The following is a 23,304-nucleotide window of genomic DNA, read 5'->3' on the forward strand; positions in this document are numbered from 1 at the left end:
CAGGATTAGTGTGGCTGATCTAGGCGATGACAGGTTCAGGAAGTTTCGCAGTTCCTGATTGGTGATGGTGGGTTTGGTGAGGAGGAAGAAATCCAGAATCTGATTTATCAATCCTATTTTGAATTAATTGATCCTCCGTGTCGAATTTCCTCGGAAATAACACAAATAAAAAACGCCCCGCCAAGGCAGGACGCTCCATAAAATTAGTTAAATCGCTTATATCCGACAAACTTCGGATTCCAATACGTGTTGCTCAACTTGGAAATCGTCACACCGCTGTCTGAAGCGTGGATGAATTCTCCGTTTCCAAGGTAGATTCCCATGTGGCTGATGCCGGCTTTGTATGTATTCTCGAAGAATACCAGGTCGCCTGCTTTCGGGCTTGAGACGAAGGATGATTTGCTGTAATAGCCATCTGTGTTGGTGCGTGAAATCGATTGTCCCGCTTGGTTGAATACATAGTAGATGAACCCGCTGCAGTCGAAGCCGGATGGTGATGTTCCGCCCCATGCGTATGGAGTTCCTACGTATTTTTTCGCAATGTCGACTACGTTTGAAGTAGGAGCAGGAGTTTGCGTTCCGCCGTCAGACGTTCCTTTAATAGAAAGTTTTTGACCGACGTAGATGTTATCGGAAGTTAATCCGTTCCATGACTTGATGGACGAAACACTTACATTATAGCGGACTGCGATGTGTGATAACGTGTCACCGGATTGGACCGTGTATGTACTTGATCCCGTTGGGGCTGTCGGAGTCGTGCTTGTTCCCCCTGAAGAAACGATCAGCTTTTGACCAGGATAGATGACATCACTCTTCAAGTTGTTCCATGCTCTAAGTTCAGCCAGATACACATCGAATTTGACACCGATTTTTGACAGGTAATCACCTGATTGAACGGTATAAGTTTTGGCAGAAGTACTGGTTGGTGCTGATACTTCAAGGACTTGGTTTACATAGATCATGTCGGAGCTCAGGTTATTCCAGCTCTTCAGGTTTGAAACAGATGTATCATATTTATAAGCAATCACCGAAAGGGAATCCCCTGATTGTACGCGGTAAGAAGCCGCTTCCGATGAATTGACAGCAACGGACGAAAGTAATGCAGCAGTAGTGAAGGCAATAATGGTTTTCTTCAAAAAAATGTCTCCTTTATCGATAATGTCGAATTTTGTTGCTTGTCCATTATGGAGGAAGAAGACTGATATTTTAATAGGCTAAAATTCTTATATGAAGAAAAATAAGGAAGAAACCCCAGTATAATAAGGTTTAGTAATTTATGGTTCTATTACCATAATCGGTAACTAGATGCCGATCCGTGGCTATTACATATGTTTTTATAGGTGAATGTCCTTATTTCCCCAAATATCCGGTTCATCCCCTCCCTCACGCACTTTAGAAATTTATGGTTGCGCTTCCATCCTTGTAATGACCGCTTTGTAGGTCTTTACTCGCGATTCTTTCCCATCTCATTCACCCTCTCACCTTTCCTATGGACCAGTCGATCCCAGGCAATCCCTCCCTATTACCCACTCCCCGATTTCATCAAGAAAATTCTGAATGACAAGACGATTTTTATAGATTAAAATGAATAGAATTTATATTTATGTAAACAAGGGGCGGGTTGGATTGGCGGAGAAAATTAGGCTGTCAAACTTTGAATCTCTCAGGGTACTGTCGATGGTCATGATCGTCTTGTTGCATTTCGGTACCTACGGATTTTCAAAATATATTTCGATATCAGAGTTAAGCATGGTGAATCAATATCTATTCCATTTCATAAAGGTGCTTTGTATCGTTGGGGTCAATGTGTATGTCTTGATTAGCGGGTATTTTTTATGTAAGTCACAATTTAAGATGAGTAAAGCGTTCAGAGTCGTAAGGGAAACATTCATTTTCTCGGTTCTTATTTTTGCAGGACTGACCGTTTTACAATTAACGGATGGGTCCTATACCAGCTTCATCAGGTCGGTATTCCCGGTGTATCTGTCCACCTACTGGTTCATCACCGTGTACATCGTATTGTTCTTGCTTTCACCTTATTTAAATATCTTGATCTATCAGCTCTCGAGGAAAGATTACGGAAAATTTCTCTTCTTATTATTTATGATCAATTGTGTATGGCAGTTCTTCCATCCGTTGGGAAGCTTCGGGGTGAACGGCGGCTATAGCATCGTGCATTTCATATTCCTATATTTTGTGGCAGGGTATTTACGGCAGCATGGACAGTTCCTGTCTTCCTTTAACAAGCACTATTATTTAAGCGTTTACATATTACTTGGGGCCGTTACGGCTTTGGTGATATTGCAAGCGTGGGAATTACCATTTAAGCTGTTGTCGTATAACTCACCTGTCATCGTGGCGATGTCACTTGCGCTATTCCTCTTCTTCTCGAAGCTTACGTTTGTATCAAGACCGATCAACTTCATATCGGGATATGTGTTGGGGGTTTACTTGATCCACGAGCATCCGTTGATCAGGCAGCGATTGTGGAATAACGTGATGGAATGGATGAGCACGGGGAATGAATCTTTATTGATTGTTCAATATCTTCTATTTGCAGTTGTAGTATTCGGAATTTGCCTGGGAATTTCGTACGGAGTTTATTCGATGATTAATTATAAGGCACTACTTAAGAAGAAGAAGCCAGTTGAAAAAGTGAAGATGGCCGGTTGATGGCATCCTTTAATATATGAAAGCACGCCAGCTTGCAAACAGCTGGCGTTTTTTTATTGGAATTACTGACGAATTGTCCCAAAGTGGTTTACACTTAGAAAAAACAGGTAAATTTACATATAAGTGTAAAATACTTAGGAGGGGTACTTTGGAAGCTTTATTTTATTTGTTTAATATTCTTATTGCCGTTTATTTGTTTATCGACGCGAAAAAGCATAACAAAAATAAATGGTTATGGGCCATTTTGGGACTGATTTTCAGTTTCGTCACGCTTGGGATTTACTGGATCCTGACGGGAAAGAAGGTTTTAGGCTGGGTGCTCACCATCGCTGCTCTCATTTGGATGATATTAGGGGTAATCGGTGTGGTTGCGGTTGGTTTGTTTAAAGCTTTCAATTAAAAGCCATGGAGAGTCATGGGTCGTGCATTTGCGTTTCTTCATCTTGAAAGGAGGTTCGATATGTGGGAAGGATATACGGAGAAGGTCGACAAAGGTTTTGAACTGATTTATTTCAGGCTCAGTTATAGAAGGAAAATGATCCGAACCCTTTGGATGACCCTGCTTTTCCCTGTTTTGTATGTTCTACTAAGATTTTTGGGCCTGGACCTTTTTTATACGTGGATTTTTATGGCGGCCTTCTTGCTTGGTCATGTTGCACAAATCGCTTATAACTATTATATGTGGAATAAGTATGAGAAATAGTCTAATGAAATAGATACTTAATTCTTACTGAAAACTCCTGCCTTGTGGAATTTAAATATAATACAATGAGGGAGTTTAGGTTAAAGGATATATGATGGAGTGCTGGGAAAGAGTCATTATTGGCTCTTTTTTTTGTCTTCACTTCACTCTATGTAATTCGATATTTTCAAATTTCCCGTTCCAACGCACCTTTACAATTAAGACCTCCTCCTTATTGGTTCTGTCTCTATTTTTCGATCCACCCTGAATAGTAAAACGTTTTGTGTTTAGTGGCTGATCAAATGTTGACGTAACACTAGCCTGATCGACGGTTGATTGAAAAGAGTAGGACAATAATTCGGTTGTTGCCAACTCTTCTATCGGTCCTTTATACGTTACGATGAGTTCATCCTCAACTTTGTTGAAAGCAGCAGTTTCACCGGTCCCCCGCTCTTTGTACTCTGCTTCCCAATACTCACTCTCACCAGTAAAAGTATATTCGTAATTGGTTGTTTCACTCGATGTGCACCCGGATAGAAAGATGCAAAATAAAACGCCACTCAACCATTTCTTCAATGCTCCATACTCCTCTTCTTCTATTAGTTCTTACATATATCTATTCAATTTTAAGTATCGCAAACCAATAGAGTTATTTCAATTCCCCCTCCCTCAAAATCACATAAATGAAAACGGCTACACTTTTCCATTGACAACTTGTATATACATGAATACAATAAAAGGAGATCTTGTATATACAACAAGACCCCCATTGGTTGAAAGCGTTTCGTTTTATCGGAAGTTTTTTACGAAAGCATAGGTAGAAGTGTTTTCCACATACTATTTAGGGGAATTCCATTAATAGAAATGAAAGCGGGTTCAAGACAACTTTCGACATTTTATGAGAGTTGCCATGGACCATCACTAAGGGAGGGAATTTCATGAGCGTGAAACGTGAAGACGTTCTGGAAATCATTGAAGCAATTGGCGGCAAGGATAATATCCGCACGGCTACTCATTGTGTGACTCGTCTTCGGCTGGTACTGAATGATGAGAAGAAAGTGGATAAAGAAAGATTAGAGGCGATTGATCTTGTGAAGGGTTCATTCTCTTCCAACGGTCAATTCCAAGTTGTCATCGGACAAGGTCTTGTAAATAAAGCGTATCAAATTTTAGCGGAGGAAACGGGGATTGAGCATGCATCCAAGCAGGATGTGAAGGATGCCGCTACTCAAAACCTGAATCCATTGCAGCGTGCGATCAAGGTGTTGGCGGATATCTTCATTCCGATCCTTCCGGCGATCGTAACAGCCGGTTTGTTGATGGGTCTGAATAATATTTTGACGGGTCCCGGGATTTTTTATGATGAGAAATCGGTCATCGATGTTCATAAACAGTGGGCTGATTTTGCATCGATCATCAACTTGATTGCCAACACGGCCTTTGTATTCTTGCCAGGGTTGATCGGTTGGTCAGCGGTCAAGCGTTTTGGCGGAAGTCCATTACTCGGTATTGTATTAGGTCTTATGCTCGTTCATCCGGACTTACTTAACGCATGGTCTTATGCAAGTGCAGAAAAGATTCCTACGTGGAACTTATTCGGATTTGAAGTCGACAAGATTGGATATCAAGGACAAGTCCTGCCGATTTTATTCGCTTCCTATCTATTAGCGAAAATTGAAATGTTCTTGGATAAGAGAGTTCATGATTCCATCAAGCTCTTGGTAGTAGCGCCAGTTGCACTCTTAATTACTGGATTTGCTTCATTTATCTTGATTGGACCGGTTACGTTCTTTATCGGTAACCTATTAACAGACGGTGTGGTTTGGGTATTCGACTCTGCTTCCTGGTTAGGAGGATTGCTGTATGGTGGTCTGTATGCGGTGATGGTTATCACAGGTATGCACCATACCTTCCTTGCAGTAGACTTACAGCTGGTCGGAAGCCAAGGCGGAACATTCCTATGGCCAATCCTGGCACTATCGAATATCGCACAGGGTTCAGCAGCCCTTGCCATGATGTTTGTAGCGAAGAAAGAAAACGAAAAGCTTCGCGGCCTGGCAGGTACGTCTGCCATCTCGGCATATTTAGGAATTACGGAACCTGCGATGTTCGGGGTTAACCTGCGCTACCGCTACCCATTCATCAGTGCCTTGATCGGATCTGCCATCGGTGGTGTACTGTTAGCGATGACAGGAACAAAAGCATTCTCCATCGGTGTCGGCGGTTTACCTGGATTCCTATCGATCATTCCTGAATACTGGCTATCCTTCTTCATTGGAATGGCCATCTGTATCGTCGTACCATTCGTCCTGACAATCGTATGGTCAAAATTCAGCAAAAACGAAGCAGCCTAATAAATAGATAGAAAAAACAGTTGTAACAACTTGTATATACAAGTTAAACTAAGGGGGACAAATCAATTCTAACCACTCGCCTGTTCAGGTTGTGTGTGATGGATGCTTGTCTCCCTTTTGTTTAGGGACGGACCTCCTAAAACCCTCTAGTGGTGCGGGGTGGTCGGTCACGTTGGTCAGAAATCAAAGGAATATGTGTTGGAGGTCCGTCCCTCTTCCGTGATGCGGGGACGGACCTGATGATAACTAAATCGCAGAAGAGTCATGTTTGACGGCCATGATGGTGTATAAGTGAAATCGATTGAGGTCCGTCCCTCAAAATTTAATCTAGGATGGTGTTTTAGATATGAAGCAGCCTTGGTGGAAGAAGTCGGTTGTGTATCAGATTTATCCGAAGAGTTTTTATGATACGTCGGGGAATGGCGTTGGGGATATTAAGGGGATTACGGCGAAGTTGGATTATTTGAAGGAGCTTGGGGTTGATGTGGTGTGGTTGACGCCAATTTACAAGAGTCCTCAGCGCGACAACGGATATGACATTAGCGATTATTTCAATATTCATGATGAATACGGGACGATGGAGGATTTCGATGAGTTATTGGAACAGGCTCACGAGCGTGGGATCAAGATCATCATGGATATCGTGATCAACCATACGTCCACGGAGAATCAGTGGTTCGTCGAGTCCCGTAAGTCGAAGGATAACGAGTACCGTGATTTCTATATTTGGAAGGATGCCAAGCCGGACGGTTCCGAGCCGACAAACTGGCAGTCCAAGTTCGGTGGCAACGCGTGGCAGTATGATGAGAAAACGGGTCAGTACTACCTTCACCTCTTTGACGTGACGCAGGCCGACTTGAACTGGGAGAACGATGAGGTCCGCAAGAAGCTTTATGACATGATGCACTTTTGGCTGAAGAAAGGTGTCGACGGCTTCCGCCTGGACGTTATTAACCTGATATCGAAGGATCAGGATTTCCCTGATGATGACGGTTCAGTGGCACCTGGAGACGGCCGAAAGTTCTACACAGACGGTCCCAAGGTCCATGACTATATGCAGGAGATGAACAAGGAAGTCTTCTCTCAGTACGACATCATGACAGTTGGTGAGATGTCTTCTACAACGATCGATCACTGTATCAAATACTCACGACCTGACCGGAACGAGCTCAGCATGACGTTCAACTTCCACCATCTGAAAGTGGATTACCCTAATGGGGAGAAATGGTCTGTCGCTGACTTTGATTTTCTTAAGCTGAAGGAAATCCTATCTACCTGGCAGCGTGAAATGAATAAAGGCGGCGGCTGGAATGCTTTGTTCTGGTGCAACCATGACCAGCCTCGTATCGTTTCCCGCTACGGCAATGACGATGAATACCGTAACGAATCGGCGAAGATGCTCGCGACGTCGATTCATATGATGCAGGGCACGCCTTATATCTATCAGGGTGAAGAGTTCGGGATGACGAATCCGAAATTCACAAGCATCGATGAATACCGTGACGTTGAGTCGATCAACATCTTCAATATTTTGAAAGAACAAGGGAAATCAGAGGAAGAAATCCTGGATATCCTGCGCCACAAGTCCCGTGACAACTCAAGAACGCCGGTTCAGTGGAATGGTGAAGAAAATGCCGGATTTACGAGCGGCACTCCTTGGATTCCGGTAGCTAAGAATTATAAAGAAATCAATGCTGAACAAGCATTGAACGACGAGAACTCTGTCTTCTATCACTATCAGAAGCTGAATCGCCTTCGTAAAGAATATACCATTATCGTGGATGGCGACTATCAATTGATTTTAGAAGATCACCGTGATATTTTCGCTTATGTCCGTAACGGCGATGGTGAAAAATTACTGGTAGTGAATAACTTCTATGGACATGAAACGAAATTTACTCTTCCTGATGAAGTCGATGTAGAAGGCTGGTCGAGTGAGGTATTGTTGTCGAACTACAGTGATACGGCGAATGTTTATAGGAATATTAGGTTACGCCCGTATGAATCAATTGTATTCCATTTTACTAAATAATGGTTGGAGAACCTGGCATCTACTTTAGATGTCAGGTTCTTTTTTACTGATAATTCAAAAAATATATACGAGAGTGATGAGATGTGTCATAATAATGGTAATTTATTTAAGGAGGATTCAGCGATGCCCCAAATTATAGAAATTCAGCCTACTCTTCAAGTAATGGAACAAAAAAGAATCGAGCTTCAGGAATATGCTCTATTAAATGGGGTCTCAAATCCTACTACCATCCAGATGAGTCAAGAACTTGATAAACTGATTAATGAGTTTACTCAACAAAAAGCTACATAACAAAAAGCCTGTGTGAGTCTGGAATGATTCGCACAGGCTTCTCCTTTATGATTATTCTGCCGCTTCCGCTTCCTCTTCCCCTTCACTAGCTAAGAAGAAAATCGCCGCAACCTTCCATCCATCTTCTTTCTTATGGAAGACGGTCACTTGCTTACCGGAACGAGTCACTTCTTTATCGCTGTTCGGGTCCTTCGTCGTCGCTTGAATTTCAGCATAAACGTCTGCTTTTTTACCAGCTGCGTAATTGATGATCTTCACGTTTTCCACCGTACGTTTCGAATCTACGGAGTCAAAGATCTGTTTGACATAGCGTTCTTCGTCCGCGTATTCGAAATTCACCGGTGTCTTCGAGATGACACTCATATATGATTCGAAGTCTTCTTCGTTAAATGCATTGATATATTGATCAAAGGCTGCGTTGATCGCCGTTTTCTCTTCTTCCGGGATACCCTCTGCTTCTTTCAGCTCGCTCGCATCCTCAACGATTTGTGTCATCTGATTCAGAGATGCCGCTTCGTCTGTTGCCGGGTCTTCACTTGGCTTTACCTCTTCCGTACTGTTCGTGTTCTCTTCCTTCTTCTCTTCATCTGCACCACAAGCACCCAATAGTAACGTACTCATGCCAATTCCCAACATAATTTTCTTCCAATGCTGTTTCGACAATGCTCTTCACCCTTTTCTAAAATTTGCGCTATCTCCATTCTATTGAAAATATTCACAACACTCAAGTTCAATCTCATTTCTTCCAATTAATTATGGTAAAATAATAGCAGGTGATATTATGACGCAAAGCAATAAATACAAACAAATCTTCGAGGACCTCTCTGAAAAAATACAGGATGGCACCTATACAGCGAATTCGATCCTGCCATCAGAAAACGAGCTCTCGGTGATCTATGCCACTTCACGTGAGACGATTCGTAAAGCGCTTACATTATTGGCTCAAAAAGGACTCATCCAGAAACTGCGTGGAAAAGGCTCCCTTGTACTCGATGTATCGCGGATGAGCTTTCCGATATCGGGGCTTGTCAGCTTTAAAGAGCTGCAGACATCGATGGGCCGGGATCAGATTGAGACATATGTTCATGACTTCGGCTTGATCGGTGCTGATGATCAGGTTGCATCACAACTCGAAGCCACTGCCAATGCTGAAGTATGGAAAGTCGTTCGCTCGCGTCGAATCGGCGGTGAGCGAATCATCCTCGACAAATCCTACTTCCTGAAGGAGCAGGTGCCGCTTCTGACAAAAGAAATATGCGAGAACTCCATATATGAATATTTAGAAGGCGAGCTTGAGCTCCCCATCGATTTTGCCAAAAAAGAGATTGTCGTCGAAGAGTGTACGGACGAGGACCGGAAGTACCTTGATTTACATGACTATGATCACGTGGTCGTCGTGAAGAACTATGTTCACTTGAAGGATGCGACTCTGTTTGAGTATACGGAATCACGCCACCGGTTGGATATGTTCCGGTTTGTTGATTTTGCGCGGAGAAAGCATTAAGGTGGGTCCACTTCCTGGTTGGGGAGTGGATTTTTTTGTTGAACCTTTGTCGTTGTTGCAGATTGAGAGTGGTAATGGACGGTCCTAACGCATGCCTACTAGTAAAGAATATTGGACACGGAGGATCAATTATTAGCAAAGAGGATTAATAAATTTGATTCAGGATCAATAAACCCCGTCAAGGATTGATTATCCCCATTCAGGATTGAAACCCCTTCAACAGGGATCAATTCCTTCGCGAGGGTATCCTTGATCAGGTATTTCACTCTTATTTCGGCCTTCAATCCCATCGAAAATCCCACTCCCGGCTAAAAAAAGACAATCTAAAGCCCTAAACCCATCCAAAACCCCTCCAAACAAACCAAAAAAACGGCCCTTCTCAAAGAAGGGCCGTTTTCTCAACAACAAATTAACAATACGCATGTCTCTCTAAACGTTATCGTACCTCTACCCAACCGTTCTTAATCGCAGTTACTACTGCCTGGGTACGGTCATTCACGTTCATTTTTTGTAATATATTACTTACATGATTTTTAACAGTTTTTTCACTGATGTACAGTCCTTCACCAATACCGCGGTTGCTCTTACCGTCAGCCAGCATTTGCAGTACTTCACACTCGCGGCGCGTTAATAGGTGAAGCGGGCGGCGAACTTCGGATTGTTGGAATCCACCTGAGTTTTGGGCGTTTGCCAGGCGCTTGTATTCTGCTACCAGGTTATGGGTTACCTTCGGATGAACGTAGGAGCCGCCATCTGCGACGATCTTCACTGCATCAACCAGTGCTTCTGAGTCCATCTCTTTTAATAGATAACCGAGTGCTCCTGTTTTTAGCGCATGGTTTACATAGTTTTCGTCATCGTGAATGGATAGAATGATGACTTTAGTATCCGGGTATCTGTCCATTAGTTCACGAGTTGCTTCTACGCCGTTTGTTTCAGGCATATTGATATCCATCAGGACAACATCTGGTTCGTGTGCTTCTACTAGGTTCATGGCTTCTGAACCGTCATCGCCTTCTGCTACTACGTTGAAAGAAGGTTCGAATTCAAGGATTCGTTTTACTCCCTCTCTGAAAAGCTGATGATCATCAATGATAACAATATTTGTTGCCATGTCTTTCGCCTCCCTAAACCTTGGAAAAATTTACATATTAAGCGGGACTTGGATCAGGATCACCGTTCCTGTCCCTACTTTTGAGTCAATCGTGATGTCTCCTTCGAGAAGGTCGACACGTTCTTTCATCCCCATGATGCCAAAGGATCCAGTTTTCTGTTTATCTTTATCGAATCCTTTGCCGTTGTCTTTGACAACAACTGTTATTTGGTCTTTCTTTACTTCTACTTTAACTTGGACATGTGACGCTTCAGCGTGCTTAAGTGCGTTTTGAACACTTTCTTGTACTAATCGGAACAGAGCGACTTCGAATTTTGAAGGAAGTCTGATATCAAGCCCCATATTCACAAACTGAATGGAGGTCTTCTGGTTATACTCTTCGATAGTACTCAAGTATTTTTTGAGGGTCGGAATCAACCCCAGGTCATCAAGTGCCATTGGTCTGAGGTCGTAAATGATGCGTCGGACCTCGTATAGGGCTGAGCGGACCATCCGTTTGAGGTCGCGGATTTCCTTGATGGCATCGTCTGTCCCTTTTTCACGGTAGACACGTTCGATCAAATCGGAACGCATCAAGACGTTGGCCATCATTTGTGCAGGTCCGTCGTGAATTTCACGGGATAAGCGTTTCCGCTCGTCCTCTTGTGCCTCGATGATTTGAAGGCCGAAATCCTGACGCTGCTTCGCGTCCTCCAGTGCCTCATTCACTTGCCTTAAGTCACTATTCAAATAATTGAGAACGACGGATATTTGCGAGCAAAGATTTTCTGCCCGTTCGATCGTGTCCCCGAGTGTGTGTAATCGCCTTTCGAGTTCATCGCGGCGATCTCTCAGCTGCTTTTCATGCTGTCTATTCATTGATAGTTTCATTTGCAGGTCATGAGCTTTCTCGTACGCTTCTCTAACCTGGTCTTCTGAATAGGTTTGAAAATGTTTGCTTACTTCGGAAAGTCTAAGCCGTGCAAACTTGGATTTCTGTTGGAGGTCATCTCCTTGATCAATCACCTTCAAGACCATTTCTTTTACATCCAGTAATTCTTTCATCAAATCTTCATAATCAGTTCGACATTGCTCGCCAATCTGGAAGATTTCATCCTTACTTTCGTCAACCGTATCGACCATCTTTTTCAGGATGCTATCTAACATCTTGGTGTTTATTTTTTTAAGTGACACGGTACACCCCTCTTTTGTTCCACAATAGTAGTCAACCTAGCATAAAGCTTTATGAAAAACTATTCTTGCATAATAATAATTGATTTTTCAGCTTGCGTTCGTTATGTCCATAGACCTACCACTCCGCTTTAAAATCGTACCTCTTATCATTTCAATGCAAAATCACAAAACTCCTTTATTCATCTAGGCATATTCCTATGTAATACCTCTACCAAGGGATCATTCGCTCAAGGTTCGAAGAGAATGAATGGGAATTATCTAGACCATTCGACTTCCCTTTAAAGAGCTTTGGAACAACTGAAGTATTACTATCAGCGTCCATTATACCATGTCATATATTGTCGGAGATTAAAGTTTGATTACATTGTATTACCATTATTTCATGTAGAACCAGTTTTTTCCGTAGGTAATTGGAAATTGATATTTATTTATGTGCAATCCGTTCTACTTTTATATATAGTAGATATAGGATGCAAATAGAGATTAAACGCGTATTTCGCCATTATTCATACATATGGAATTGGAAAGGAGAAACCGTATTGCTACATCACTATAATACCGTCAAGGGTTACGGAGAGCATGAAATTAATATAGAACGTTCCAGGTTCATCACCTACGTCAATCGGGTGGAATCAGAAGAAGAAGCACAGGAATTCATCGCAGCCATTAAGAAAAAGCACTCGGATGCAAATCATAACTGTTCCGCCTATATGATCGGTGAAAATAATCTGATCCAGAAAGCAAATGACGATGGTGAACCCAGTGGTACTGCGGGTGTACCTATGCTCGAGGTATTAAAAAAGAGGGATCTTAAAGACACCGTTGTCGTGGTCACCCGTTATTTCGGTGGGATCAAGCTTGGCGCCGGCGGACTGATCCGTGCATATGGACGTGCGACGTCAGAAGGCTTGAATGCTGCCGGTATTGTGGAAAGAAAGCTGATGCGCATCATGAAGTCTACGATTGATTATACATGGCTTGGAAAAGTGGAAAACGAAGTGAGGTCCTCCCATTATCAACTGAAAGACATTCATTACCTGGAAGCCGTCGAGGTCGAGGTCTATGTCGAGGAAGCCAAAAAGTCCGCGTTCAACGAGTGGATGACGGAGCTCACAAATGGACAGGCTGACATAAGAGAAGGCGATGTGGAATACCTTGAAACACCTGTTGAAACCAACCCGTAAAAATCTTTACATTGGAAAAATCTTTTTTCTTACAAAGCCATCATTAAACTCATACTAATTGTATAGAAGTAACACGGAAAAATGACTCTTTAGACGGATAGAGAAATAACCTTTTTTCGCCTACAATGGTGAAATTAATTGGACATCCTAACGTTTAGATTCATCTGGTTAATGGGTAGTAATAAATTAACTTGTTACTTTTGAAACTTTTCACTAAAATTCGACGTCTAATGAAGAAAGCCTCTGCTTTTTTTGACAAAATAGCCACTACGCATTTTAGTAATTGTTCCCTTAAAAAAAATGTTGCACATCATTAAATATGTGGTATTCTTACAATTGGAGTGCCCATTGAAGAAAAAGAGGTGAACGAATGTACTCTCTAATCGATTTTGTAATTGCTTTTGCTATTTCTTTAGTTGTTTCTGTAGCAGTGACTCCATTCGTAATCAAATTCGCCAAGCGATTTGGCTTTGTCGATAAACCAGACCATCGAAAGGTCCACAAAGGACTAATGCCTCGTGTGGGCGGCTTGTCGATCGTCATAGGTGCATCAGCTGGCTTGCTGTATTTGAATGATCTGATCGCTCCACTTTGGCCGGTCATTCTCGGGGGTGGAATCATCCTGATCGTAGGGATCCTTGATGATCGCTTTACCCTGTCACCAAAAGCTAAGCTTGTTGGACAAATCCTGGCAGCTTGTATCGTCGTGTTTGCCGACTTTAAAATTGACTTCATTACTTTGCCTTTCGTGGCAGAGCGTATATATTTAGGGAATTTCAGTTATGTGTTCGGTATTCTGTGGATCGTAGGGATCACCAATGCCATTAACCTGATCGATGGACTGGATGGACTTGCAGGGGGAGTATCCGTCATTGCCATGACTTCCATTATGGCTCTTGCAGCCATGAATGGTCAGTATATGGTGGTTGCCCTTACCGTTATCCTGATCGGAGGGACAATCGGATTCCTGTTCTTCAACTTTAATCCTGCGAAGATCTTTATGGGTGATACGGGAGCATTGTTCCTTGGCTATTGTATTTCCATCATCTCGCTCCTTGGATTGTTTAAGAGTGTCACGATCTTCAGTTTAGTTGTTCCAATTATCATCCTGGCTATACCGATTTTTGATACGTTCTTTGCGATTATCAGACGTATCCTGAATAAGCAAAAGATTTCAGCACCTGATAAGTCCCATTTACACCATCGCTTACTGGCAATGGGCTTCTCTCATAAAGAGACGGTCCTGATTATTTATGCGATTGGAGCATTTTTCGGACTATGCGCGATCCTATTCACTCGATCAACCCTTTGGGGAGCTATTCTCTTCTCCGCTGTCCTGGTGATTATCATTCAGTTGACGGCAGAAGTGGTTGGATTGATCGGTCAGCATAAGCCTTTGATCAATACGATGAAGAAATTACGCGAAAGATAAGCACACGCTCACGTTTATGCGTGGAAAATACTAGATTAGTAGAAAACCTTGGATGATTATCCAAGGTTTTCTTTTTGTCTGATTGAGATCGATTATGGCTCCAAATTGGCTGATTACAAGGATTTTCTTTAGATTGTCCTTTTTTAGCTGGGAATGTAGTTTAAAGCCAGCCTAAAGGCCGATTCTGGTGACGGATCTGTAGGTTGAGATGGGCTTCGCGGGAGAATTGATCCGGTTTGGGATATAATTGATCCTGATATCCGATAATTGATCCTTATTGGGCTGTATTAATCCTGAATCTGATTAATTGATCCTCACTTCATTTTATTGATCCATCGTGTCGAATTTTCTTGATAAGCGTACGATACATCGAGGACCGTCCCCCTTATTGATTGACCAAAGACAAGGAGTTGACTCTATTTTGCCCACCATTCGTCAAATCACGCATATAAACGCTCCTGTTTCTGTTTGTTTCGACTTAGCCCGCAATGTGGATATTCATACTCAAACGACCTCTAAAACGAAAGAGAGGGCCATAGGAGGCGTCACAAGCGGTTTATTGGAGATTGGAGATACCGTGACATGGGAAGCCGTTCATTTTGGCGTTAAACAGCGACTGACGGCTCAAATTGTCGAAATGGACGCCCCCCATTCGTTCACGGACGTTATGGTGAAGGGTGCTTTTACATCCTTTACTCATATCCATGAATTTAGCCAACAGGATAATGGCACACTAATGAAGGATACTTTCTCATATGAAGCTCCATTGGGCATAATCGGGACGCTTGCAGACAAACTCTTTTTAAAAAGGTACATGCACACGTTCATCAAGATGAGAGCAAACGAATTGAAGAAGATCGCTGAACAAACAAACACTCCTACCTCATGAGATAGGAGTGCGAGCGTTATTCTTTTTCCTCAAAATAATTGCTTCTGATGATCAGATCCGATACTTGCTGAGCTTTCAATTCGAATTCCTTCTTATCGTCGGACAGTTCACGATCTGATCGAATCGTATTCTCGAGTGGGATGACGGCAAAACTGTCATCCGATGTAAGCATGTTTCTTCCCATTACCACATCTCCATACTTCTTTTCCTCAATGCCCATGACATAGGCCAGCGTAGGGAAGATATCGACTTGACCGTAGGCCTTGTCCAGTTCCATCGGTTCCATGCCAGGATTGTAGAGGATGAACGGCACTCTGCCCTCTTCGTCGATCCCTTCAACCTTTGGATTTTCTTTCATCATTTGATCTTTGTAGCTGTTTTCGAAAGCGGCGTGATCACCGAAGATCGCAATGATGGTGTCATCGAGCATATCGTTCGCTTCAAGATCTTCCATCAGCTTACCGACCGCCATATCCGTGTAGTGTATGGACTGCAGGTAATGAGCAGCGGATGTATCGCTGTATTGAGCTTCAAATTCAAGACCTCTGAATTGTTCCGGGATGACGAACGGCGTGTGACTTGTCAGCGTAATCAAATAGCCAAAGTAAGGCTGCTCCTTTTTACTCAAGAATTCAACCGATTGATGGAAAAACTCTTCATCACTCAGGCCCATCCCGATTTCTTCGCCTTCATGAAACTCCTCAATGGCATGATATTCATCAATCCCGATATGCGGGTAAGCTTCACGTCTGTTCCAATACGTTCCCTCGTCCCCGTGGAAGGCATAGGTTGAATACCCTTCCTCTTTCAACAGTCCGGGAAGCGTCGTATAATCATTCGTCGGATAGCGGAAGAATGTGCTCCCCTCCATGACCGGAAGCAGGGATGTATTCACGACAAACTCTGCATCAGAGCTTCGTCCGCCCTTTGTCTGCGGATAGAAGTTGGACGCATAGATACTGTTCTTCAACAGTTTGTTCAGGTTGGGGGTTACTTCTTTCCCATTCACCTTTTTATTCAGCACCCAGTTTTCAAGTGATTCAAATTGAAGGATGAGCAGGTTTTTCCCTTCTCCGACTCCTTCGTACTTATTGTTTAAGTACAGCCTTTTTTCTCTATTTTCCTCTTTATTGTCAAACCATTCTTTTACGAGGGTTTCCTCTTCCTCGTTCAAGTCGATGTAGCGATTGTTTTGATAAAACAGGTACATATCCAGCACACTGTATTGAAGCGGATTGAACTTCAATATGTAATCATAGCGATCGTAAATCTTGAAGATCTGGGCATATGGAGTGCCATCGATATAGTGATTCTTCAAAGGCTTCACGGCAAGGATGCTGAAACCTGCCAGGAAAATGATGATAAAGGTTTTCCATTGTACCTTGGGAATCGAAAAGGATTTCTTTTTCGTCAGGATGAGCAATAGGATGATATCCACTACAAACAGGACATCCAGCCCGTTGATCAGTTCCATGATGCTCGGTCCGAGTCCTGAAAGATTGGACGTCTGCAGTAAGGCAAAGAACGATAGTGGTGTTCCAAAGTAGCGGATATACCATAACTGGGACAGCAATAGGAAGGTCGCGACAATATTTAGACCGATGATGGCCGTCTTTCTCGACCAGGTTTTAAACAGAAACACAAATGAAAATAACATCAAAATACTGCCCGGAAGCGTCACGAATAAGCTTTTCACTTCAAATAGGCCTTTTCCTAATAATAAATAGAATAATACGACTTTAATGGAAAGACCAACGGCAGAGATGAGCAGGAGTTTGTCCTGCCATATGGAAAGCAGTGCCTCTTTTAGCTTGTTTACTAGATTCATAATCTTAATACCTCGTTTACATAATTGTAATAAAATTTTAACACTTTTCCTTTTACTTATAAAGTCAGGGTTTGACATTTTATTGTAGAAATCGACTTTATTAGGGATGGACACGACAAATAAAGTCGCGAAAAAACCCGATTTGAGAGGCTCAAACCGGGTTTCGTTTCCATTATCTACTAGTCGGTGTCCATGTTGCCTGTCTCTTACCTGAGATCGCTCTCAGCGTACCAAGGAAGGCTGCATAGTTTACCAGGCAGAAGTAGTAAGGGATATACGTGATTTTGTTGCTCGTCACTTTGCCTAAAAGTGCGAGGAGGTAGAATGCCAATTGTAAGCCGAACATGACTTGATAGAATGGCTGATCCAGTAAGAAAAGATTAATGATAAAAATGGCAATCATATAGTAAGGAACAAGCCATCTCAAGAATTTATGAGACATGTATTTATAGAAGAAATCGAAATTCCTGAACGGATTCAACACATGCTTGTAGCTCATGATCCCTGTGAAGCTTCGCGTTACGATACGGACTTTCCGGCCAAATTCTTCTGATGATTTTGGTGATGTCTCTTCCATCGTGATCGCATTCGGTTCATAGACGAATCGCTTTTGCTGGTTGATGATGATCAGCGGGTTCTGCATATCATCGCCGACGTTCGGATTCATCTCTTTGAATAATTCTTTACGGAGCGCATAGATCGAACCATTTGCCACGATCGTCGTACCTGTTGCCGTTTCGAGCATTTTCAGGAGCTTCTCATACTTCCAGTAAGCACCCTCTGATTCTCCGATAGATGAGTTTGTTGGATTGGTTAATCTAAGCTCACCACAAACCCCACCGATTTCTTCATCTTTAAAGTGCTTCACTAAATGATGAACAGCATCCTTATTGTAAAGCGAGTTCGCATCCGAGAATACAAGGACTTCACCAGTTGCCAACGGAACGGACTTGTTCAGTGCCGCTGTCTTCCCTTTTCTTCCTTTTACGACATTCAGCTTCACGTTCGGATATTTCGCCACGAACTCATTGACGATGTCGTTCGTTCTGTCGGATGAATCATCTGACACAACGATGATTTCAAGCTTGTCCTGTGGATAATCAAGATCCACAGAATTTTGTACTTTTTCAGCGATGACTTTCTCTTCGTTGTATGCTGCGATAAAGAGCGTTACCTTTGGTTCATAGCCTGTATCCGTGATTTGATCCTTTTTGACAACTCCTGATATGAGCTTCAGCAGGATCGGATAACCGGCATAGATATAAACCGAAAGGAGGATCAGCAGCCAAAAGATTATTTCCAGTATCATATCATGACTTCCTCTCATCTATCCTTATTACCAATTGAAGGTGGACCCTGATGAAGGATCCACCTATCATGTTATGCTTTGACCGTTTTTCTTCCGATTGACGCATAATAGAATCCGTTCTCTTCCATATGAGCAGGATCAAAGATATTACGTCCATCAACGATGACTTTGCTGTTTACTAGTGTAGCTACTTTTTCTAAATCCAGCTCTCTTACTTCATCCCACTCTGTCAGAATCAGGATGGCATCCGAGTTCTGGATGACTTCATACAGGTCTTGTCCAGTACGAAGATTTGGAATGAGCGCTTTAGCGTTTTTCTCTGCAATGCGATCATAGGCGGTGATGTCCGCTCCCAGTTCTTGCAGTTTAGGAATGACATCAACAGAAGGTGCGTCCCTCATATCATCTGTATTCGGCTTAAATGCAAGACCAAGGACAGCAATTTTCTTGTTTGTCAGGTCGCCATCAAAGGCTTCTACCAGCTTGTTTACAACCTTAAAGCGCTGAAGACCATTCACCGCTTCAACGTCTTTGACGATTTTGAAGTCGTAGCCCACTTGATCGGCAATCTTGACAAGGGCACTTGTATCTTTAGGGAAACAAGAACCTCCGTAGCCGATTCCAGCGTTCAGGAATTGAGGGCCGATACGCGGGTCATATCCCATTCCTTCTGCTACCTTCGTCACGTCCGCCCCAACAAGTTCACACACGTTCGCCACTTCATTGATGAAGCTGATTTTCGTTGCAAGGAACGCATTGGACGCATATTTGATCATTTCAGATGTTTCGATGTTTGTCACGACGATATTTTTGGTAAAAGGAGCATGTAATTCCTTCAGGATCGCCTCTGCTTTCTCTGATTCCACACCGATGACTGCTCTTTCCATATTCACTGTATCATAAATGGCCGACCCTTCACGAAGGAATTCAGGGTTTGATGCCACATCGAATTCTTCATGGCCGACTACTTCTTTGATGACACCTTTGATCATGGCACCTGTTCCCACTGGAACCGTACTCTTCGTCACGATCACTTTATAGTCATGAAGGTGCTCTGCAATCGAGCGGGCAGCCGCTTCAATATATTGCAGGTTCGCCTCACCATTCTCTTTTGGAGGAGTTCCAACCGCAATGATGACAAGATCTGCATCCTTCATCCCTTCAGCATAATCCGTTGTGAAGGATAAGCGGCCTTCGCTGATGTTCTTTTCTACTAATTCGGTTAAGCCCGGCTCGTAAATAGGGATGATCCCATTTTTCAGGTTCTCTACTTTTTGAGCGTCTATATCCAGGCATGTCACTTTGTTTCCGGCGTCACTGAAGCATACGCCTGAAACAAGTCCTACATAACCTGTACCAATTACACAAATGTTCATCTTAATTTCTCCTTGTTCATTCTGAAATGATGTCTTTTAACCAGCTTTTCAATGGACCTTTAAGGTCATCTCTCATTAAAGCAAACTCTACTGTTGCTTGAACAAAGCCGTATTTGTTTCCAATATCATATCTTTTACCATTAAAAGAATATCCGTAAACATTTTGCTTCGTATTTAATTCTTGAAGAGCGTCTGTCAATTGAATTTCATTTCCTTGACCAGGCTCAAGGTTTCCTAGAATATCAAGGACATCCGGAGTTAGAACATAGCGCCCCATGATAGCCATGTTGGAAGGAGCATCCTCTAATTTCGGCTTTTCTACCAGTCCTTTGACTTTGAAAAGTGGACCATCGTTCGCAGGGTCTTCCACGTCGATGACACCATATTTGGATACGTCCTCGTCAGGAACTTCCTGTACGCCGATGATGCTTGATTCTTTCTCTTCGAATTCATCGATCAGTTGTTTAAGACAAGGTTTCTCAGAGATGACGATGTCGTCTCCAAGAAGGACTGCGAAAGGATCGTTCCCGATGAATTTTCTTGCACACCAGATGGCATGTCCGAGTCCTTTAGGCTCTTTTTGACGAATGTAGTGAATGTCCGCCAGATGAGAGATTTGTTTGATTTGCTCGAGCTCATCATATTTTTCTTTCATTGCAAGCATTTCTTCAAGCTCTAAAGACTTGTCAAAATGGTCTTCGATGGCACGTTTTCCACGGCCTGTGACGATCAGGATATCCTCTATCCCGGAATTCACCGCTTCTTCGATAATATATTGGATTGTAGGTTTATCTACAATTGGTAACATTTCTTTCGGCTGTGCCTTTGTTGCTGGTAAGAATCTCGTACCTAAACCCGCAGCCGGGATAATCGCTTTTTTTACTCTCAAAGAACTCACCTCTTAGTTTTGTGTAAATCATTTGTTCTTATTCTACTGATTCGAAGTCTTTTTAATAGTGTCTGCAGATTTTGGCTCATTTACGCCCTGTGGAGACAAAACGCCTGAGCAAATTTCTTTGCTCTTTCGTTTTGTTTCCACAGGGCGTACTTTCAGCTGCGCTGAAAGCGATTGAAACGTTCGTTTCAATCGATGAGCCAAAATCATTAATTTTCACGAGTATTATACCATATGTTGTTGATTTCTTAATCTCACAGGTTTATTGTGCTATAATATAGCGAGTAATTTCAGATGTGAGGATGAAGAAAATGATTAGTGTAATCGTACCAACTCTTGGAACGAAGCCAGAGGAATTGAAACGATTGTTTGAAAGTCTTAATAATCAATCATACAAAGACTTCGAAGTCATTATTGTATCACAAGACAATCACAATTATATTACATCCGTTTTAAAAGATGTTAACTTTAAATACAATCATATTGAAATTGACCGCAAAGGGTTGTCACTTGCCCGGAACGTTGGTATTGAGCATGCGAGTGGCAGCATTCTGACGTTTTCGGATGACGACTGCTGGTATAATGACGACTCGTTCCAGCTTGTTGTGGATTATTTCAACGAGAATCTCGAGACCGATGTCGCATGCTTCCAAATCTATGATCCGATCAAGGGCGTTTACTATAAAGAATATGACGAAGAAGAGCAGAAACAGGTTACAACCGGTAAGCTGTTGAAGAAGTCTTCTATTGAAATCTTTATTCAAACGGCGAATATCGAGCCCTCCCTGATTCGATTCGACGAGAAGTTCGGCTTGGGTGCGATTTATCCATCTGGTGAAGAGAATGTCTTCTTATTCGATTTAGCCAGAAACCATAAGTCCATCAGCTATTATCCGAAGGTTGTCGTGAATCATGAGAAGCCTGAGATGCAGACCCGTTTATATGAAAAATCGTTTATCGGAAAAGGTCCTTTGTTTAAGAGGATGTACAATACCCCTACAGCGGTGGTTCTATTGACCCTTTTTACGTTGAAAAAGTATCGTCATTTAGATGAGCCATTCAGCTATTACGGTAAAGCGTTTAGAGAGATTTTCAGGTATGAGAAGAAGTAGTGTTTGATCGTTATGATTCGAGTTGCGGCAGGTGCCCGGTTGTGGGCGCCTGCCGTTTTTTTGGTATGTCGTAGATTTAAATTGTGAACTGATGGCGGTTTTGGTTTATAGGGAATCGATTTCTGTTTGTTTTGGATGGGGATTTCTTTTAGATTGTCCATATTTGGGTGGGAATGTGCTGTTTGGGTAGGTTGCAGGCCGATTTGAGGATGTAATCTGTGGAGTTGGGTTACCTTCGCAGGATAATTCGGTCCTGTTTTGGAGGAAATTGATCCTGATCATCGATCATTAATCCTCGATTGGCTTTTTCAATCCTGAAATTGATTTATTGATCCTCATTTCAATGAATTGATCCTCCGTGTCGAATTTTCTTTATCCCGCAGGTACCAACCGTACCGTCTCCATCTACAGATATCGTTTGCACATCATGTGCCCAATGCAGAATAAAAAAGGTGCACCCATCTCCAATGGGTGCACCTCAAGTAATCACTTCTCTTTTAAAATGACTTCTGTAATCATGTCATTTTCTTTTGTTAATTTCAGCTCATTTTGTTCGAGATCGAGCTCATTTTCGAGATCGCCATGGATCTTTTCGAATTCCGCTGCGGGAATGTTTACCGGGAACTTGATTTCCACAAGTCGCTTATCTTCGTTTAATCCAACAAAGGAGTTGAACTCTTTGTAGTAGTAGTAGAATTCAACTTCGCCTTGCCCTTCAAAGATGTAAACAGGATCTCCATATTTACGGAACAGATTCTTTTCCGAATATCCGATTGGAAGAGGCGTTTCTGGTAAGAGGCCTGCGTCCACGTATTGCAGGAATTCATCGGATAGGACTTTTCTGTTGTTCTTCTCGTAATCGATCCGGAAGCTCAGCGTACCGGACTTTTCGAGAAGCTCTTCGTCCGTTAGCTCCAGGAACTCTTCCGTTGCCAGCTCTTCATTTAATGCACTTATTAATTCGACAATCGGAATTTCTTCTTGAGCCAGTAATATTTTTGTAATCTTGCCCTCTTCTACTTCGAACACAACGCTCTGTTTCTTGATGATCATATACACATACGATGTGGTCGCATTTTCATCTGCTTTGTATTCAAACATGTCCAGCTCTAAGTTGTTGTCAATGACCTTTTGGAGGTTATCTCCTACATTGATCGTGTCAGAAATCTTGAACTTTTTATTGGATGTGATCAGGTAGTCTGCTTCTCCGCCAGTGAAGTGAACGCGAAGCTTCTGTTCTGAATCATCCAGTACTTTATCCTTGGATTCGGGATCTTTCATGACCTTAAATACTTCCTGATACCTTTCTCCTAAGCCGAAATTCAGGAGTGAATATTCGTTTCCGACCGATTTATATTCACTTTTTTGCACCTCTTTTGTTTTCACGCCAACAATAATGCCAAACAAAAGAACCACAAAGATCAGATATGAAAGAAAGATTTTGTATGAACTCAAC

General features: G+C 42.5%; 22 protein-coding genes. 11 read left to right on the forward strand and 11 right to left on the reverse strand.

The features are described from left to right. Positions 1-203 precede the first annotated feature (203 nt). On the reverse strand, positions 204-1,136 hold the full coding sequence (locus AAEM60_RS20520) for a peptidoglycan endopeptidase (RefSeq protein WP_299742983.1): 933 nt from the start codon (positions 1,134-1,136) through the stop codon (positions 204-206). A 490-nt stretch (positions 1,137-1,626) separates the two neighbouring features. Here AAEM60_RS20520 and AAEM60_RS20525 point away from each other — a divergent pair, with 490 nt between their 5' ends. The 3 genes from AAEM60_RS20525 to AAEM60_RS20535 all read left to right on the forward strand — a co-directional run bounded on the left by AAEM60_RS20525 (position 1,627) and on the right by AAEM60_RS20535 (position 3,376). Further along, positions 1,627-2,673, forward strand: coding sequence for an acyltransferase (locus AAEM60_RS20525; RefSeq protein ID WP_299742981.1), 1,047 nt, complete (start codon positions 1,627-1,629; stop codon positions 2,671-2,673). A 148-nt stretch (positions 2,674-2,821) separates the two neighbouring features. Continuing rightward, a complete protein-coding gene (locus tag AAEM60_RS20530; RefSeq protein WP_299742978.1) occupies positions 2,822-3,073 on the forward strand; it encodes a hypothetical protein in 252 nt (83 codons plus the stop codon). A 60-nt stretch (positions 3,074-3,133) separates the two neighbouring features. Beyond that, the gene (locus tag AAEM60_RS20535; RefSeq protein ID WP_299742975.1) at positions 3,134-3,376 is read left to right on the forward strand and encodes a hypothetical protein; all 243 of its coding nucleotides are present in this window, start codon (positions 3,134-3,136) and stop codon (positions 3,374-3,376) included. Positions 3,377-3,514: 138 nt separating this feature from the next. On the opposite strand, the gene AAEM60_RS20540 is transcribed toward AAEM60_RS20535, so the two are convergent. Beyond that, complete coding sequence (locus AAEM60_RS20540; protein WP_299742972.1) at positions 3,515-3,931, reverse strand: hypothetical protein; 417 nt, start codon at positions 3,929-3,931, stop codon at positions 3,515-3,517. A gap of 362 nt (positions 3,932-4,293) precedes the next feature. On the opposite strand from AAEM60_RS20540, the gene treP reads away from it, so the two are divergent. The 3 genes from treP (at position 4,294) to AAEM60_RS20555 (ending at position 8,032) form a co-directional block, all read left to right on the forward strand. Then, complete coding sequence (gene treP, locus AAEM60_RS20545; protein ID WP_299742969.1) at positions 4,294-5,709, forward strand: PTS system trehalose-specific EIIBC component; 1,416 nt, start codon at positions 4,294-4,296, stop codon at positions 5,707-5,709. A 346-nt stretch (positions 5,710-6,055) separates the two neighbouring features. Then, positions 6,056-7,741: an alpha,alpha-phosphotrehalase gene (treC, locus tag AAEM60_RS20550; RefSeq protein WP_299742966.1), complete on the forward strand. Its 1,686-nt coding sequence runs from the start codon at positions 6,056-6,058 to the stop codon at positions 7,739-7,741. 123 nt (positions 7,742-7,864) lie between these two features. Continuing rightward, positions 7,865-8,032, forward strand: a complete 168-nt coding sequence (locus tag AAEM60_RS20555) for an aspartyl-phosphate phosphatase Spo0E family protein (protein WP_299742963.1) — start codon at positions 7,865-7,867, stop codon at positions 8,030-8,032. 51 nt (positions 8,033-8,083) lie between these two features. On the opposite strand, the gene AAEM60_RS20560 is transcribed toward AAEM60_RS20555, so the two are convergent. Next, on the reverse strand, positions 8,084-8,695 hold the full coding sequence (locus AAEM60_RS20560) for a hypothetical protein (protein WP_299742960.1): 612 nt from the start codon (positions 8,693-8,695) through the stop codon (positions 8,084-8,086). 118 nt (positions 8,696-8,813) lie between these two features. On the opposite strand from AAEM60_RS20560, the gene treR reads away from it, so the two are divergent. Next, positions 8,814-9,536, forward strand: coding sequence for a trehalose operon repressor (gene treR / locus AAEM60_RS20565; RefSeq protein WP_341356999.1), 723 nt, complete (start codon positions 8,814-8,816; stop codon positions 9,534-9,536). Positions 9,537-9,661: 125 nt separating this feature from the next. On the opposite strand, the gene AAEM60_RS20570 is transcribed toward treR, so the two are convergent. From AAEM60_RS20570 to AAEM60_RS20580, 3 genes are all read right to left on the reverse strand, one after another. Further along, positions 9,662-9,826, reverse strand: coding sequence for a hypothetical protein (locus AAEM60_RS20570; protein WP_299742954.1), 165 nt, complete (start codon positions 9,824-9,826; stop codon positions 9,662-9,664). Positions 9,827-9,972: 146 nt separating this feature from the next. Then, positions 9,973-10,650, reverse strand: coding sequence for a response regulator transcription factor (locus tag AAEM60_RS20575; protein WP_299742952.1), 678 nt, complete (start codon positions 10,648-10,650; stop codon positions 9,973-9,975). Between the two features lie 30 nt (positions 10,651-10,680). Beyond that, positions 10,681-11,823, reverse strand: a complete 1,143-nt coding sequence (locus AAEM60_RS20580) for a sensor histidine kinase (RefSeq protein WP_299742949.1) — start codon at positions 11,821-11,823, stop codon at positions 10,681-10,683. Between the two features lie 539 nt (positions 11,824-12,362). On the opposite strand from AAEM60_RS20580, the gene AAEM60_RS20585 reads away from it, so the two are divergent. The 3 genes from AAEM60_RS20585 to AAEM60_RS20595 all read left to right on the forward strand — a co-directional run bounded on the left by AAEM60_RS20585 (position 12,363) and on the right by AAEM60_RS20595 (position 15,328). Next, complete coding sequence (locus AAEM60_RS20585) at positions 12,363-13,007, forward strand: YigZ family protein (protein WP_299742946.1); 645 nt, start codon at positions 12,363-12,365, stop codon at positions 13,005-13,007. 370 nt (positions 13,008-13,377) lie between these two features. Continuing rightward, a complete protein-coding gene (locus AAEM60_RS20590) occupies positions 13,378-14,439 on the forward strand; it encodes an MraY family glycosyltransferase (RefSeq protein ID WP_044338402.1) in 1,062 nt (353 codons plus the stop codon). Positions 14,440-14,860: 421 nt separating this feature from the next. After that, a complete protein-coding gene (locus AAEM60_RS20595) occupies positions 14,861-15,328 on the forward strand; it encodes an SRPBCC family protein (RefSeq protein WP_299742939.1) in 468 nt (155 codons plus the stop codon). Positions 15,329-15,344: 16 nt separating this feature from the next. On the opposite strand, the gene AAEM60_RS20600 is transcribed toward AAEM60_RS20595, so the two are convergent. The 4 genes from AAEM60_RS20600 to galU all read right to left on the reverse strand — a co-directional run bounded on the left by AAEM60_RS20600 (position 15,345) and on the right by galU (position 20,730). After that, positions 15,345-17,156: an LTA synthase family protein gene (locus AAEM60_RS20600; RefSeq protein ID WP_341357000.1), complete on the reverse strand. Its 1,812-nt coding sequence runs from the start codon at positions 17,154-17,156 to the stop codon at positions 15,345-15,347. A gap of 172 nt (positions 17,157-17,328) precedes the next feature. Further along, on the reverse strand, positions 17,329-18,465 hold the full coding sequence (locus tag AAEM60_RS20605) for a glycosyltransferase family 2 protein (RefSeq protein WP_299742934.1): 1,137 nt from the start codon (positions 18,463-18,465) through the stop codon (positions 17,329-17,331). A gap of 71 nt (positions 18,466-18,536) precedes the next feature. Further along, complete coding sequence (locus tag AAEM60_RS20610; protein WP_299742931.1) at positions 18,537-19,841, reverse strand: UDP-glucose/GDP-mannose dehydrogenase family protein; 1,305 nt, start codon at positions 19,839-19,841, stop codon at positions 18,537-18,539. Between the two features lie 16 nt (positions 19,842-19,857). After that, entirely contained in the window at positions 19,858-20,730 is an 873-nt protein-coding gene (galU, locus tag AAEM60_RS20615; protein ID WP_299742929.1) for a UTP--glucose-1-phosphate uridylyltransferase GalU, read from the reverse strand. A 317-nt stretch (positions 20,731-21,047) separates the two neighbouring features. Here galU and AAEM60_RS20620 point away from each other — a divergent pair, with 317 nt between their 5' ends. Continuing rightward, positions 21,048-21,848, forward strand: coding sequence for a glycosyltransferase family 2 protein (locus tag AAEM60_RS20620; RefSeq protein WP_299742926.1), 801 nt, complete (start codon positions 21,048-21,050; stop codon positions 21,846-21,848). 486 nt (positions 21,849-22,334) lie between these two features. Here the strand turns inward: AAEM60_RS20620 and AAEM60_RS20625 are convergent, their stop codons facing one another. After that, positions 22,335-23,303, reverse strand: a complete 969-nt coding sequence (locus tag AAEM60_RS20625) for a hypothetical protein (protein WP_299742923.1) — start codon at positions 23,301-23,303, stop codon at positions 22,335-22,337. Position 23,304: the final 1 nt, after the last annotated feature.

The organism is Rossellomorea sp. y25 (genome assembly GCF_038049935.1).
Lineage (GTDB): Bacteria > Bacillota > Bacilli > Bacillales > Bacillaceae_B > Rossellomorea.

Coding starts and splice junctions, on each gene's coding strand:
- AAEM60_RS20535 (WP_299742975.1), top strand. CDS start 3,134: ATGTGGGAAGGATATACGGAGAAGGTCGACAAAGGTTTTGAACTGATT.
- treC (WP_299742966.1), top strand. CDS start 6,056: ATGAAGCAGCCTTGGTGGAAGAAGTCGGTTGTGTATCAGATTTATCCG.
- AAEM60_RS20600 (WP_341357000.1), bottom strand. CDS start 17,156: ATGAATCTAGTAAACAAGCTAAAAGAGGCACTGCTTTCCATATGGCAG.
- AAEM60_RS20575 (WP_299742952.1), bottom strand. CDS start 10,650: ATGGCAACAAATATTGTTATCATTGATGATCATCAGCTTTTCAGAGAG.
- treR (WP_341356999.1), top strand. CDS start 8,814: ATGACGCAAAGCAATAAATACAAACAAATCTTCGAGGACCTCTCTGAA.
- AAEM60_RS20570 (WP_299742954.1), bottom strand. CDS start 9,826: ATGGGATTGAAGGCCGAAATAAGAGTGAAATACCTGATCAAGGATACC.
- AAEM60_RS20610 (WP_299742931.1), bottom strand. CDS start 19,841: ATGAACATTTGTGTAATTGGTACAGGTTATGTAGGACTTGTTTCAGGC.
- AAEM60_RS20590 (WP_044338402.1), top strand. CDS start 13,378: ATGTACTCTCTAATCGATTTTGTAATTGCTTTTGCTATTTCTTTAGTT.
- AAEM60_RS20605 (WP_299742934.1), bottom strand. CDS start 18,465: ATGATACTGGAAATAATCTTTTGGCTGCTGATCCTCCTTTCGGTTTAT.
- AAEM60_RS20620 (WP_299742926.1), top strand. CDS start 21,048: ATGATTAGTGTAATCGTACCAACTCTTGGAACGAAGCCAGAGGAATTG.
- treP (WP_299742969.1), top strand. CDS start 4,294: ATGAGCGTGAAACGTGAAGACGTTCTGGAAATCATTGAAGCAATTGGC.
- AAEM60_RS20555 (WP_299742963.1), top strand. CDS start 7,865: ATGCCCCAAATTATAGAAATTCAGCCTACTCTTCAAGTAATGGAACAA.